Annotated in this window: 13 protein-coding genes; 4 read left to right on the top strand and 9 right to left on the bottom strand. The window is 50.3% G+C overall.

Going from position 1 to position 13,401, the window contains the following annotated elements; all coding sequences use genetic code 11:
• The first annotated feature begins 32 nt into the window (after positions 1 to 32).
• The 3 genes from AC07OI_RS16160 (at position 33) to AC07OI_RS16150 (ending at position 2,379) form a co-directional block, all read left to right on the top strand.
• Entirely contained in the window at positions 33 to 1,220 is a 1,188-nt protein-coding gene (locus AC07OI_RS16160) for an MFS transporter (protein WP_495257919.1), read from the top strand.
• An 86-nt stretch (positions 1,221 to 1,306) separates the two neighbouring features.
• Positions 1,307 to 1,609: a hypothetical protein gene (locus AC07OI_RS16155; protein WP_492704687.1), complete on the top strand. Its 303-nt coding sequence runs from the start codon at positions 1,307 to 1,309 to the stop codon at positions 1,607 to 1,609.
• Between the two features lie 20 nt (positions 1,610 to 1,629).
• Positions 1,630 to 2,379: an alpha/beta fold hydrolase gene (locus AC07OI_RS16150; RefSeq protein WP_495257918.1), complete on the top strand. Its 750-nt coding sequence runs from the start codon at positions 1,630 to 1,632 to the stop codon at positions 2,377 to 2,379.
• A 2-nt stretch (positions 2,380 to 2,381) separates the two neighbouring features.
• Here AC07OI_RS16150 and AC07OI_RS16145 read toward each other — a convergent pair whose 3' ends face one another.
• Positions 2,382 to 3,782 carry a CoA transferase gene (locus tag AC07OI_RS16145; protein ID WP_495257917.1) on the bottom strand — a complete coding sequence of 467 codons (1,401 nt, stop codon included), beginning with the start codon at positions 3,780 to 3,782 and terminating at the stop codon, positions 2,382 to 2,384.
• A 118-nt stretch (positions 3,783 to 3,900) separates the two neighbouring features.
• On the opposite strand from AC07OI_RS16145, the gene AC07OI_RS16140 reads away from it, so the two are divergent.
• Complete coding sequence (locus AC07OI_RS16140; RefSeq protein WP_495257916.1) at positions 3,901 to 5,118, top strand: citrate synthase family protein; 1,218 nt, start codon at positions 3,901 to 3,903, stop codon at positions 5,116 to 5,118.
• A 1-nt stretch (position 5,119) separates the two neighbouring features.
• Here AC07OI_RS16140 and AC07OI_RS16135 read toward each other — a convergent pair whose 3' ends face one another.
• The 8 genes from AC07OI_RS16135 to AC07OI_RS16100 all read right to left on the bottom strand — a co-directional run bounded on the left by AC07OI_RS16135 (position 5,120) and on the right by AC07OI_RS16100 (position 13,399).
• Positions 5,120 to 5,344: a helix-turn-helix domain-containing protein gene (locus tag AC07OI_RS16135; protein ID WP_492704683.1), complete on the bottom strand. Its 225-nt coding sequence runs from the start codon at positions 5,342 to 5,344 to the stop codon at positions 5,120 to 5,122.
• A gap of 7 nt (positions 5,345 to 5,351) precedes the next feature.
• Positions 5,352 to 5,939 (bottom strand): DUF2975 domain-containing protein, encoded by a 588-nt coding sequence (locus AC07OI_RS16130; protein ID WP_492704682.1) that lies wholly within the window; start codon positions 5,937 to 5,939, stop codon positions 5,352 to 5,354.
• 175 nt (positions 5,940 to 6,114) lie between these two features.
• A complete protein-coding gene (locus AC07OI_RS16125; protein ID WP_495257915.1) occupies positions 6,115 to 8,508 on the bottom strand; it encodes a TonB-dependent receptor plug domain-containing protein in 2,394 nt (797 codons plus the stop codon).
• A 135-nt stretch (positions 8,509 to 8,643) separates the two neighbouring features.
• Positions 8,644 to 9,507, bottom strand: a complete 864-nt coding sequence (locus AC07OI_RS16120) for an STM4011 family radical SAM protein (protein ID WP_495257914.1) — start codon at positions 9,505 to 9,507, stop codon at positions 8,644 to 8,646.
• Positions 9,504 to 10,844, bottom strand: a complete 1,341-nt coding sequence (locus AC07OI_RS16115) for an STM4012 family radical SAM protein (RefSeq protein ID WP_495257913.1) — start codon at positions 10,842 to 10,844, stop codon at positions 9,504 to 9,506. Before AC07OI_RS16115 ends, AC07OI_RS16120 begins: the two co-directional genes overlap by 4 nt.
• Entirely contained in the window at positions 10,841 to 11,647 is an 807-nt protein-coding gene (locus tag AC07OI_RS16110) for an STM4013/SEN3800 family hydrolase (RefSeq protein ID WP_495257912.1), read from the bottom strand. The genes AC07OI_RS16115 and AC07OI_RS16110 overlap by 4 nt, the downstream gene beginning before the upstream one ends.
• On the bottom strand, positions 11,635 to 12,300 hold the full coding sequence (locus AC07OI_RS16105; protein ID WP_495257911.1) for an HAD family hydrolase: 666 nt from the start codon (positions 12,298 to 12,300) through the stop codon (positions 11,635 to 11,637). The genes AC07OI_RS16110 and AC07OI_RS16105 overlap by 13 nt, the downstream gene beginning before the upstream one ends.
• Entirely contained in the window at positions 12,293 to 13,399 is a 1,107-nt protein-coding gene (locus AC07OI_RS16100) for an STM4014 family protein (protein WP_495257910.1), read from the bottom strand. The genes AC07OI_RS16105 and AC07OI_RS16100 overlap by 8 nt, the downstream gene beginning before the upstream one ends.
• Positions 13,400 to 13,401 lie beyond the last annotated feature (2 nt).

The following is a 13,401-nucleotide window of genomic DNA, read 5'->3' as shown; positions in this document are numbered from 1 at the left end:
TTTCTCTCTGATTGCCCATCATGCCCAATGCAATGACGACCACAACAGCATCAGCAAATGTCAAAGCTGCTGATAATACCCAGCGCAAATTTTTATATGCCGTCACTGCGCTGGGTCTCGGTGCATTTGCGATAGGCACAGGTGAATTTGCCATGATGGGCTTGCTGCCAGAAGTGGCACAAGATCTTGCTGTATCCATACCAGAGGCTGGCCATGTCGTCAGCGCCTATGCCTTTGGTGTGGTCATCGGTGCCCCCATGTTTGCCGTGTTGACAGCCAGCTGGCCGCGCAGGACTTTGCTGATCGCGCTCATATTGCTGTTCGCAGCAGGAAATTTTGCCGGGACGCTGACTACCGACTTCCTGTCGCTGAATATCGTGCGCTTTATCGCTGGCCTGCCGCACGGTGCTTACTTTGGTGTCGCCACGCTGGTCGCCGCCAATATGGTGGCTCCACAAAAACGCGCCACGGCGGTGGGACTAGTCATTTTGGGCCTGACCAGCTCTACCCTGCTTGGCGTACCTGCCGCAACCTGGCTGGGGCAAACATGGGGCTGGCAGGCGGCTTATGTTTTTGTCGCCTCCCTGGCTATGCTCAGCGGCGTGGCGGTATATTTCGCTGTGCCTGATGTGCCCGCAACAAAAAACGCGAATCCCAGAAGTGAACTGGATGCACTGGCCAACAAGCAGGTCTGGTTGACACTGGGCATAGGTGCGGTGGGATTTGGTGGCATGTTTGCCGTGTTCAGCTACATCAAACCCATACTCACTGAAGTCACCCACATGTCTGCTGGCGTCATTCCTTTGATACTGTCACTGTTTGGTGTGGGCATGGTGTTCGGCAGCATGCTGGGTGCGCGCCTGGCAGACAAAAATCTGCTGCGTTCTATTGCTGTCCTGCTGCTGTGGAATGCTGTGGTTTTAGGTGGTGTTACTTTCGCGATGAGCTACACAATATCAGGAATCGTCTGGGTATTTTTGCTAGGCACCCTGGTCGCCATAGGCCCTGCCTTACAGATACGTTTAATGGATGTGGCAGGTGATGCACAGACCCTGGCTGCTGCCCTGAATCATTCTGCATTTAATGTCGCCAATGCACTCGGTGCCTGGCTGGGTGGCGCAGTCATCACGATGGGATACGGCTGGACTTCAACCGGCTGGCTGGGTGCATTGCTGGCATTGGGTGGACTGGTTGTCTTTGGTCTTTCGATCAAAAAATAAAGCCAGTATTCAGCAACCTCAAAAGCAGGCTAGAATGAGAACAGGGAAATGGCATTAAGTCAGGTTCACTATTTTCAGAGGTGCACATGTCCATCACACCAGAACAACTGCAAGAACTGATGAAGGAAGTGGAGCAGGAAGACCCGATAGATTTTGCTGACCTGCCCTTCGAAGAAGATGAGTTGCGCGCCATCACTGCCCAGCATTTGTGCGACATGGCTGATGCAATGGAAAATTTCAGCAATGAAGACAGACAAGTCACCTTGCTGGCAGTCGCAGCAAAGCTGGTGCTGGAAAACCTGGTCCTGCATGTGCAGTTATTGCGCCAGCATGACATCCCATTGAGCCAGCAAGTCAGCAGTCTTTTGCAAAACATCAAAAAGAAGTAAACCACCCATCATTAAATCGCATGCCAGAATCCACATTCGCTGATACCAGACCAGCACGACAGTTCCTGCTCATCCCCGGCTTCATGTGTGATGCCAGTTTATGGAAGTTCATGCTGCCCGGACTGGAGCAACTGGGACAGGTGCATTTCGCCGATCTGAATCAGGGAAATAGTATAGAGGATATGGCCGCACGCCTGCTTCAAGTATTGCCAGAGAATGTCATCATCATCGGCTTCTCCCTGGGTGGTTATGTGGCGCGTCATCTGGCATGGCTCGCGTTTCAAAAAAACAAAACGGGAGATAAAGCTATAAATGGCCTGGTCTTGCTGAACACTTCAGCACGCGCCAGCACAGCAGATGAAGATAACAAGAATCGCCAGCAAATCAAGCTGCTGGAACACTATCCCTACAAGGGCCAGACCATGACAGCCCTGCGCCGCGCCCTGCATCCTGAGCGTCAGGATGATGCTGTCATGCTGGCACAATTGCAGGCCATGTCACTGGCGCTGGGCAAGCAAGTCTTCTTGCAGCAACTGTCCATCGTGCGCGCCGATGGCCATCATGAACTGGCTGAGATTGCTTGTCCTTCCCTCGTCGTCGCCAGCAAAAATGACCAGATGCGCAGCCTTGCAGAGTCAGAGAAACTGGCGCATGGATTACCACATGCCAGACTGCATATCATCGAAGATTGCGGTCATATGTCGCCATTGGAAAAAGCACCCGACCTTATCGCCACATTAAATGACTGGCTGAACCAGAGCGCAATTTAAGATCAGGCTCTTGATAACCAAATTGGTTCATGTTGCCCAAGTGTCGGGGCTGGCAATGCAAAATGTGCGGGTGTCAAACTCATTTTTTCTACTGGCGCAATCGCCTGCATCTCACCAAAACCTGACTTTGATGCCTGCAAAAAACTGGCGATTTCATCAGAACGCAACTCTGCCGCATCTTCATGTAAACCACGTCTCGGCATGGCTTGCAGCCAGCGCCCTGTCTGTGCCAGCGACACCCTGACTTGCCAGCTGCCGCCTTCAACAGCGCGTTTTTGCAGAGCCAGCATGGTCGCGTAAGCCAGCAAATAACCTGTCGCATGATCGAGTGCCTGGAAAGGTAGTTTGCCTGGTGCAGTACCACCAGCCGCCCGTCCTTCTGCATCGGCAATGCCACTGGCAGATTGCACCAGGCTGTCAAAACCGCGCCGGTTTGTCCAGGGGCCGACATGACCATAAGCCGAGAGGCTGACGTGTATCAGGCCGGGTTGCGATGCACATAAGTCTTCTGCAGAATAGCCTAATTGGGATAGCGAACCAGGTCGGTATGCCTGCAAGAAGACATCGGCACCGCGTATCAGTTCATGCAATTGCTGTCGTCCATCAGCGTTCCGTAAATCCAGTTGTGCCGAACGCTTACCACGGCCAGTATCCAGCACCAGCGGCATAATGTTGGGCAGATGTGCTGCGCTGATCGCCAATACGTCAGCACCATGCTGTGCCAGTGTGCGTGCGCCTACAGGAGCGGCAATCACTCTCGACAAATCCAGTACACGCACACCATTCAGAGAACGCTGCCCGCCTTGCTGACCTATAGGTATGACGGGACCATCTGCTATCCGTCTGACTTCAAATAGCGGCAATTCAGCAATAGCCTTTGACTGTGGATGCGCCTGCCACTCCTGCTCTGTGCGTATCATGGCGGCACACATGTCTGCATCAGCAAGTACCTGTTCCAGCTCAGCCGCTTTCCAGCCAGCAATGGCTTTGGCGACTGCGGCACGGTCTTCGGCACATTCCAGGATCGCCAGTACACCATCACGATGATGCGGAAAATTGGTATGCAATTGTATCCAGCGGCCATCGCCCGCCTGGTAATAACCAGCGATCTTGCTCCATGGGTCATCGGCAGGTTTGCCATTGATGCTGAGGTAACGATCGCTCTTGAACATGGCGAGTGCATGGCGTCTGTCTACCGTGACCTTTTGCACGGTGCCACCGCGTGCCTGCCATAGTTGTGCAGCCATCAGGGCTTGCACGGCTATGCTGGCAGATGCCACATCACCAACCGGGAATGTCGATGGCAATTGCGCACTATCACCGCTGAACGTCACCTGCTGCAAAGCCTCAGGTTCGCCACCGCCCATTTCCCACAAGGATGCCAATAATGCTGCTGCCGACATGATGTTCTCCAAAGTAAAATCAAACTGGCGCACATCTGGTCTGATGTGTATGCTTGCAGTCTAGAATCTGCATCACCCTGTGGTCAATCTTGATTCTGCCTATCAATATAAATTAATCGTGGATAACACTCTTACTGCCAGACAAGCTGCCGAGTTGCTAGGCATCAGCCTGCCTACCTTGTATTCCTACGTCAGTCGTGGCTTGCTGCAATCGCACCAATACGAAGGACAAAGAGCGAAACGCTATTTAAAGGAAGAAGTATTGCGCCTGCTGGCCCGCAATACCGATAGCAAGCGGGCAGGTGGAGCAGCTGAATCAGCGATAGACTGGGGAGTGCCGGTACTTGAATCCAGGATCACCCAGGTAACAAACGGCAAGCTGTATTATCGTGGACATGCCGTAGCTGAACTGGCAGACACACATACGCTGGAACAGGCTGCGTGGATTTTGTGGGATAGCAATGCAAGTCCCGATCTTCCTCAAGCCTGTCTGACTGAATTGATTACGCTATGGCCAAAACTGCTGAACCCGACTGCACATCTGTCGCTGTATGAAAGAGCCATCAGCATATTGCCCGCACTGGCTACATCCGTTGAACAAATACCCGACATCCATCCTCATCAAAGAGCGATGCTGTGGATGCATCTGATGGCAGCGGCGCTATTGGGTGTAGCACCCGACTATCGCCCATTTCATCAAAAGCTTGCTGCAGCATGGCAGTTGAATGAGGAACAAACAGAACTGGTGCGCGCAGCCCTGGTTGTCAGCGCTGATCATGAATTGAATGTGTCAACATTTACCGTCCGTTGCGTTGCCTCTGCAGGTGCGAACATGGGCATGGCTTTGGTGGCAGGGCTGGCTGCGCTCTCCGGCCCCAAGCATGGCGGTGAAAGCCTGCGCGTCAGCCGCATGCTGCGCGCCGCGATTGCCAACCCATCCGATGACATCGCCAGCTTTCTGGAAAAGCGGCTACGAAGCCATGATGCCAGCCATCATTTTTCACCGAGGCTGCCGGGTTTTGGTCATCCACTCTATCCTGAAGGTGACCCGCGTGGTGCGCTGTTAATGAAAATGCTGGACACAAGCACACATGCAAAATTGTTTGCAATAGCAGAAATGGCAGAAGACCTGACAGATCAAAAACTGAACATAGACTACGGTCTCGTCGCCGTGGAAATTGCCTGCCAATTGCCGCTTGGTGCAGCGCAAATCCTGTTTGCACTGGGTCGCACAGCTGGCTGGATAGCTCATGCCATGGAGCAGGTAGAAACTGGCCAGCTCATACGTCCGCGTGCCAGGTATGTTGGAAAATTCCCTGACACTGCGTCAGATTGATTCAGGTCTCTGTATCAGTTGTGTCGGCTGTATAAGCAAGGATGTCGCCAGGCTGACATGCCAGTACCTCACAAATTTTTTCCAGCGTATCAAAGCGTATTGCCTTGGCTTTACCGGTCTTTAATACGGACAGGTTTTGTGGCGTGATATCGACGAGCTCAGCAAGGGTATTCAAACGCATCTTGCGCTGAGCGAGGACGACATCCAGATTAACGGTAATGGGCATGGCGTCCTCAGATGGTCAATTCAGCTTCTTCATTGAGATCGACACCAATTTCGAGCGACCAGAGCAACAGCAGGCAGGCCCCCAGCCAGATGAGCTGGTCAAATGATTTTCCAAAAAAGTGAGCAAAGCTGCCAGTGGCTTCGTGCCCAGGATAAACGTAGCTCAATGCAATTGCAATCAACTCCACCAGAAACATGATGCCGACCAGTATCAGGTTAATGTTGAACGCTTTTTTTGCATGGAACACTGCCTTCTTGTTGAAGATTTCTCCTTCATGAAAACAGGTCAGTAATTGATTCAAGTGAACCAGTACCAGTTCTATCATGCCAAAGAAAAACAGCGAAGCAAGCACAGCTGTGACTTTTAACTCCGTACTCAAGCCCTCCCGCAGCAAGGAGAAGAAACCGTCTTCGATGGTGACTGCTTTGGCAAGGTAAGCCATTACTGTCAAATCGCCAGCAGGTGCCATCATGACGATGACAGGCAGAGCTATCGCCCCTATCGCGACGATGATCATAGTAAGCACGGTCAGAAACAGAAAATACCTGCTCAACTTGCGAATATTGGTAATCCTGGCATGTTTCTGAACTTGCATTTGCAACTCCTGATTGATTTGGTGATGTGAATTCTACGTCATAAATTTCGAAATGCAATATTTATTTATCGTTTATCGATAAATAAATGCCGTTATTTAATATCATCAAGCAGGAAACAAAAGAAAAAGGGCTGCATAAAGCAGCCCTTAACAAAAAACAGCTCAAATCACATGATTACCAGGTGTAAGCGGCCTTCGCATAGTAGTAACGGCCATTGAAACCATATGGTGAAAATGTGGAATACGGCAGCGTTCCGCCAGAATTCAAATTGCCTGCCGATGTCACCTGGTCAGGATATTTGTCAGTCAGGTTATCAACACCGGCACTGATAGTCCATTTACCCAGCTTGACGCTAGCCACCAGGTCCAGCACTGTGTTGGCGCTATAAGTCTGGTCCAGTGCGACACTGTTTTGTGGTGAGACAAAACTGCCATAGCGTGTGACCAGGCCATGGATATTCCAGTTGGCAAAGGCATAGTCAGCAGCGATACTGAATTTGTCTTTTGGTGTCGCCTCTGTGGCGCGGTTGATGGTTTGCCTGTCTATCAGCAAGAGATTGTTTTGCGTCAGAATCGCCGGATTGGCAGCGACATTTTTGACAGTTGTGTCATTGTGATTGTAGGCCACGGTAAAGCCCAGCTTGTCTGTGCCAGACAGTGGTATCTGGTAAGAGCCAACTACATCAACACCACGGGTCTTGGTATCGAGCGCATTAGTGAAGTAACGCGCTGCACCGACCAGTACACCTTGCTGCGCCAGCACACTTTGCAAAGCCGCAGGCAAGACCAGATTGCCGGAATACAGAATGCGTTTATCAATATCGATCTGGTAAGCATCTATGCTCAGGGTCGCATTCCTGCTTGGCTGTATGACTGCACCCAGGCTGTAATTGCGTGATTTTTCTGCCTGTAGCGGTACAGCACCAAGAGCCTTGGCAGCAGCCGTAGCGACGCCAAAAGTACCGGTATCCACCAGTTGCGATGTACCATTGATGGTGATCAGGTTAGTTGTCGAGATAGTGTAATTCTGTTGCGCCAGTGAAGGCGCACGGAAACCATTCGATGCCGCAGCACGCAAGGCAAATTCTTTGGTGAATTCAAAACGGCCAGACAATTTGCCAGAGGTGACACTGCCAAAATCGCTGTAGTTTTCATGTCGCAAGGCCAGCGAAGCACTCAATTGTTTGCTCAGTTCAGCTTCGACGTTGGCATAGATCGCTGTGCTATGGCGGCTGAAGCTGCCTGCATTCGAAGGCTGGAAACCAGAGAAACCCTGGGCACCGCTACCGAAATAAGAATTCGCTTCACCTGCACCAATTTCATATTGGTCGCGGCGATATTCTGCACCGACGGCCAGCGTCAGCGGATTTGCCAAGCCGGCAAATTCTATCTCCCGGGCCGCATCAAAGCTTGCCAGTGTCTGGGTATTTTTCAGCTTGCCGGCGTAAAACTTGGTCGGGCTGGTGGCACCCAGGCTCAGGTTGACGGTATTGTTGACATCCAGGCTGAATTCGCTGGAACCATAATTGACACTGGCATCCCAGCGCCAGCCATCAGTACGGCCTTTGACGCCGCCGACGACAGACACATCGGTATTTGTCCCGGCTTCATTCGGCAGGAAACCATTTGGGTACAGCGGAGTGCGCAAAGTCGTGCCTGTGGTGTAGGCCGTGCGCCAGGTCGCTGCAGCATCAGTGCTGCGGCGGCTGTAGTTGGCAAAGCCATACAATTCTATGTCTGTGGCCAATGCCAGCGAAGCATTTGCACCCAGGTTGGTTTGTTGCAGCCTGGGGTCACCCTGTATCTGATTGACTCTGCCGTACAAGGGTTCTAGCGGATTACGGAAATCAGCACCAGCGCGGTTGGTTTCATTCTGATTGCGCTGTTCTGCGGTAAAACGCGCCCAACCTTTGTCACCCAATGCCGTACCAAAATTGGCTGTGACGCTGCCCTGAGTACCATCACGTTTGCTGTATTGGCCCCCACCCAGTTGCACTTCACCACCATTCGCCCCTTTTTTAAGGATGATGTTGATGACACCGGCAATCGCATCTGAACCATATTGCGCCGCTGCACCATCACGCAAGACCTCTATCTTTTCAATCGAACTGATGGGGATGGTATTCAAATCAGCCGGTGAAGAACCCCGCCCTGCCGTACCATTCACATTCACCACAGCCGAGGTATGCCAGCGCTTGCCATTCACCAGCACCAGGGTCTGATCAGGTGACAGGCCACGCAATTGCGCCGGGCGGCTGGCAGATGTACCGTCAGCCACGGCAGGACGCGGGAAGTTCAAGGAAGGCAGCAAGCGGCTCAACACCGTTGCCAGTTCACCAGAGCCTGTGGATTGCAAATCTTTGGAAGTCAATATGTCGACCGGTGCTTCAGAATCAGACACGGTACGTTTGATGCTGCGTGTACCAGTCACAATTACGGTATCTGATTGTGGCGGGATGATTTCTTGTGCCTGTGCAGACATGGCAGATAAGGCGGCCAGCAAGGCTGTTACCAGTACGGCATTTCGTCGCTTTGGCAGAGTTGAGGCTAAGTTTGAAGTTGAATTCATTCGGTATCACTTTCCATGCTAATGAGCTTTAATTGAACCGATATTACTTCCTTGTGCATAGACGACAAACGATTGTTTTCAGCTAAAAGCATGAAAAAAACATATATAGCAAAAACTCTTCATCTCATTTGCCGCTCATCCTGCAAAACGCACAGGTATTCTTTCCAGCAAGCCGCTGCCATACACTTCATGCGATTTCATGTCGTCAAGATGGATATAACCTATGTGGCAGTGGCAAGTCGCTTTGCTGCAGCTTTCTTTCTTGAGCATACTGGCCAGCGGATCTGTAAAGATATTGCCTTTGCGGGTTTTGATGAAGTGGCAGCGGAACAGGTCACCATTACCTTCGATAGACACCACCTCGCTACCAGCCTTGCAGTCTTTACCCATGCTTTCATACCAGGGCAGGTTCAACCTGAACAGGTAATCGATATCTTCAAGGAAAGCGATTTCTTCTTCCGAGTAATAATCAACTTCACGCTTGTAGGCATTGATCCACATATACACATCCTGTGGCAGGCGCTGGCGCAGAGAAGTGATTTGAGGGAAATGCTGTTTTAAACCCACTACACCTACACTATGGCGTATCTGCAAGGCAGCCAGCTCATTGCATTTGCTGAGAAATTTTTCTTCCGTCACAAAGTCGGGATGGTAGGTAGTCCACAAAGCCGTGGTCCGGGTATTGCAGCGCGACAGCCATTGCGTATTCCAGGCCAGATTGGTTTGTGCCGCCACCTTGCTGACATGCGGCAGATGTGACAAACGTATCACCGCTTCCTGATACCATTTGCGCACCAGGGCTTCGCCGTAAGGCGTAATAAACACTTCCATGGGTTGGTCGGCGTTGCTGTTTTGTTCAACCCAGGCTACGAATCTGTCCAGGTCTTTTTTATCCAGCGCCTGCAGTTCACGGCTGTTTTTTTCTTTGGCAAACGGACAGTATTCGCAACTGTAATTGCAATCTGTCAGATGGCCGCGATAAATGACTTTCAGGCTCATTTGGTGACATACTCCTGCATCTTTTGTTTGACTGCGGGCGAAATAAACCAGTGACCGATAAGATCAGAATAAGCCATGCCTTCACCCTGCAATTGCATGCGCCCTGCAATTGCATGCGCCAGATTCATTTCCAGTAAGGTTTGCAGTTCAGGAAAATCCGCATACACATCCGTGCCATAAATTCCTTGGTAATGCGCAGCATCCAGCCCTTGCGCTTTCAGCAAAGACTTGATCAGATAACGACGCTTCCTGTCATCCTCAGACAGGCGTATACCATAACCCGCTGTCATGAAGTCGGCACGCTCCTTCGCAACGTAGTCATCGATGATCGCTGCCACATTCGGCTTTGATACCGCATATTCTGTCGAGTAATGCACATCTGTCGTGTAAGACCTTGCATTCGTGCCCAGACCAATCATGCCATCTTCCTGACATGAATATTCTGAACTCTCACGCAGGCCGGCAACTGGCTTGCGGAACAGACGCATGGAGTCTTGCACATAACCCTTGGCCTGCAAAAAGTCCCGTCCTATGCGGTAGAGTGTGCTGCGTATGTCTTCGTTTTGTATACTGATATGCTTCTTGAATAGTGAAGTCAATGGGCGCACATACAAGGGATACAGGAAGATTTCCGTCGGTTGAAACTGCACCGCTTTTTGCAGCGATGCCAGCCAGGTTTCTGCAGTTTGCCCGGGGATGCCATAAATCAGATCCAGATTAAATACCGGGAACTGATAGCTGCTTATTTTCTCCAATAGCGGTTCCATCACGGTTTCTGGCTGTACCCGGCCTACCGAACGCGCTTCCGATTCGATGAAACTTTGTATGCCTATGCTGAGTCGCTGCACGCCATGCTGCGACAGGAAAGTCAGTTTTTCATCATTGATGGTGTCCGGTGAAATTTCGAAGGAACCTGGCGTGTTTTTCAAATCTACGCCCAATGTACCGGTGTACACATTGAACAATTGCTCCAACTGGCTGACTTCCAGATGACTGGGTGTACCACCGCCTATGGCATAACCGGCAAAGTTGAAATCGCCGAGGCTATCTCTTACCACTTCAGCTTCCAGCCGGATCTTTTTCAGATACAGGCTGACCAGGTCTTCCTTGGGATGGGACACTGTAAACAAATTACAGAATGAGCATTTCATGCGGCAAAAAGGAATATGCGTATAGAGATACAGCGCATGCTTTTTCTCTGCTGCCCAGAGTTCTTTCAAATCCAGTTTTTCTTCAAAAGTTCTGTAGGCTGTTTTGTGCGGGTAAGAATACAGATAGCTTTGAAAACGATTGCTCTCTTCCAGATAACGGCGAAACGCATGAGCGATCTCTGTCATATCAGGCTCCCGCGCGTCATGTGAAAATCAGCATAGGGAATAGTCCAGACTTTTTCATGCCCCAGCCTATGCCCTGTATAACCGTCCTCACCGTAGGTTGTGCCATGATCAGAACTGATAATCACAAAAGTATCGCCCATTTGATTGAGCGCCTGAAACAAAGGTGGCAACTGACTGTCTATATAACGCAATGCCGCAGCATGGCTGGCCAGGCTATCACCAACTGAACCGGGCAGGTAATGGCAATTGGGTTGATGTAGTGCGGATAAATTCATAAATAAAAAAACTTTTTGATCAGGTTTTTGTTGCAGCAACTCTATGGCAAACTCAACTTGATGCCTGGTTGAGTCAGTATCAGTGACGCCAAACTCAGGCTGCCAATAACTTTCCTGGAACAGATTGGGCAAGACACAGGACAATGGATTTTGCTTTTTGAAAAAACCGACTCCACCTATGCAGATAGTGCGGTAGCCGATGTCAGAGAAACCGCTGACGATGTCTGGGGTATCGAAACAATAGCTGTTTGTTCCCGTGGTTTCACTGCCTGCGAATTTCAATGAAAATAAACGTTCATGCACGCCCGGTCTGGCTGGCGTAGGAAGAAAACCAGCGAAAAAAGCACAGTGCGATGCGTAGGTGAAAGAACCGGGAGCATGGCGTTCTTCCCAGCCTGATGGCAATACACTGGCAAGAAAAGGCGTGCGACCTGTCGCAAGCTCTTGTTGTGCGACGTCATAGCGCAGGGTATCAAGAGTAATGAAGAGGACATTGCTCTTGCCCACAATCTGGTTCATGTCATGCATGCCAGGGTCTCCTCCAGGTCATGGATACCGGATAACTGATGATCTGGTTTGACAGCGACGGTTTCATTTTCAGGATTGATAAAAACTGTTTTTAATTGCATGGCTATGGCAGGCTGCATATCATTGATGTAGTCGTCCCCTATCATGATTACGCTGGCATGATGTGCGCAACTCAAGGCATGTGAAAACAATCGCGTATCAGGTTTGGCATAACCCACTTCAGCAGAAATGAAGATATGTTCAAAGTAAGCGGTAAGGCCAGCCTGATGCAGTTTCCGCCTTTGCATATTTGCTGAACCATTGGAAATAATCATGAGCTGGTAATCTGCAGACAGACGTTCCAGCAACGCATTGAGCACGCTATCTGGCTTCACAAATTCTGGCAGTGACTTGTGATCTTCCCACAAGCTTTCTGTGCTGTAAGGAAGGCCAGGGAAACGCTGCAATACCTCATGACAAAAAAGCTTACGGTCTTTTCTGCCATGGCAGTCCAGTGCAATCATTTCTGCATGCACCTGCAACATATCTTGGTCAGAAAACGCATCCCGATTCCTGCTGATAAAATTTTGTATGTACGCATGAAAGGCCGCATCCCTGTCTACCAGGGTATTGTCGATATCAAAAAGCAGGCTGGCTTTTTTTGTCTTAAGCATGAGTCAGCCTCTGCCTTTCCAGCACTGCATTGATTTCTGCCAGATAAGTATTCTCAGCTTTGTGCAACAAGTTAGGCAGCAAATCACCAAAAGCATTAGCTTCCAGTAGCACGGGGCTTTTGCCATTCCTGGGTAACAGAATATCCAGGCCAGCATACAGCGAGCGCGGAAAAGCCTGCATGGTTTTTTCTACCAGGGTATCGATCTCTTGCCAGGTTGATGAGGGCAATTCCAGTTCATCCACTGCACAGCGCTGGTTACCCAGATGCAGATTGGTCATGGGACCACGACTGAGCCTGGCAATGGCATGTCTGCGCTGTCCTGCAATACCAACTGCCCGCAAATCATAAGAGCTGTCTTCATGCTTCGCTTTGGGTACCCAGCTTTCTACCATGGCACCTTGTGTAAATAAAAAATTCAAGATATTTTTTATTTCTTCCCGGGCAGTATATTTTTTGATTTTCAGTGAATTGTAATAACGGTCGCCATCCGGGCCATGCACAATCTCTACGGTAGAGTAAGCCTGTTCTTTGCCATTTCCTTTATTGTATTCGTAAGCGACGATGCCAGAGGCCGAAGAACTGGAATTCAACTTGATGAAGAAACGGCTGTAATTCTGTTTCTCTACAAAGGCAAGAAATTCGTCATAGCCGGAAAAGACCGGCAGGCTGGGCAGAGTAAGGGCTGGCAATATTTGTTTGTATAGCGGCTTGTTAAACATGCTGACGATATCGTCAGGGTGATTGAACCAGCTCAGCTTGACTGTCTGCTGCGTCATTGATTCCATCAATCTGGAAAACCCCTGGAACCAGAGTCGCGGATGATAAATCCTGCCGCATTCATCTTCCAGTCCGTTGGCATTTTCCAGTCCACCAAGGGCGAGTATTTTCTTTTCCACGGCAAAGTTTTCACCGGGTGACTCTACCCTTAACGTGTCGCCGTCCCTGAGTACATCAGATAGCTCGCACTCACCATTCAGGATACTAAGGTAAGGGACGACCAGGGCAGCATCCTGCCCTGCTTGCTGCAATGCTTCCTGAAAAAAATGTACACGCCGGTTTTCAGGATTGCCTATCAGTACAAAACGGGATTTCTGCATCT

It is taken from the genome of Undibacterium sp. GW821-FHT07F11 (assembly GCF_059418665.1).
Note: the sequence above shows the minus strand (reverse complement) of the source record. Positions and strands in the feature narration are given on the sequence as shown.

Bases quoted from the DNA above. Each gene is read 5' to 3' on its own strand.
- AC07OI_RS16160 (WP_495257919.1), top strand. From the start codon at position 33: ATGACGACCACAACAGCATCAGCAAATGTCAAAGCTGCTGATAATACC.
- AC07OI_RS16155 (WP_492704687.1), top strand. From the start codon at position 1,307: ATGTCCATCACACCAGAACAACTGCAAGAACTGATGAAGGAAGTGGAG.
- AC07OI_RS16150 (WP_495257918.1), top strand. From the start codon at position 1,630: ATGCCAGAATCCACATTCGCTGATACCAGACCAGCACGACAGTTCCTG.
- AC07OI_RS16145 (WP_495257917.1), bottom strand. From the start codon at position 3,782: ATGTCGGCAGCAGCATTATTGGCATCCTTGTGGGAAATGGGCGGTGGC.
- AC07OI_RS16135 (WP_492704683.1), bottom strand. From the start codon at position 5,344: ATGCCCATTACCGTTAATCTGGATGTCGTCCTCGCTCAGCGCAAGATG.
- AC07OI_RS16130 (WP_492704682.1), bottom strand. From the start codon at position 5,939: ATGCAAGTTCAGAAACATGCCAGGATTACCAATATTCGCAAGTTGAGC.
- AC07OI_RS16125 (WP_495257915.1), bottom strand. From the start codon at position 8,508: ATGAATTCAACTTCAAACTTAGCCTCAACTCTGCCAAAGCGACGAAAT.
- AC07OI_RS16120 (WP_495257914.1), bottom strand. From the start codon at position 9,507: ATGAGCCTGAAAGTCATTTATCGCGGCCATCTGACAGATTGCAATTAC.
- AC07OI_RS16115 (WP_495257913.1), bottom strand. From the start codon at position 10,844: ATGACAGAGATCGCTCATGCGTTTCGCCGTTATCTGGAAGAGAGCAAT.
- AC07OI_RS16110 (WP_495257912.1), bottom strand. From the start codon at position 11,647: ATGCATGACATGAACCAGATTGTGGGCAAGAGCAATGTCCTCTTCATT.
- AC07OI_RS16105 (WP_495257911.1), bottom strand. From the start codon at position 12,300: ATGCTTAAGACAAAAAAAGCCAGCCTGCTTTTTGATATCGACAATACC.
- AC07OI_RS16100 (WP_495257910.1), bottom strand. From the start codon at position 13,399: ATGCAGAAATCCCGTTTTGTACTGATAGGCAATCCTGAAAACCGGCGT.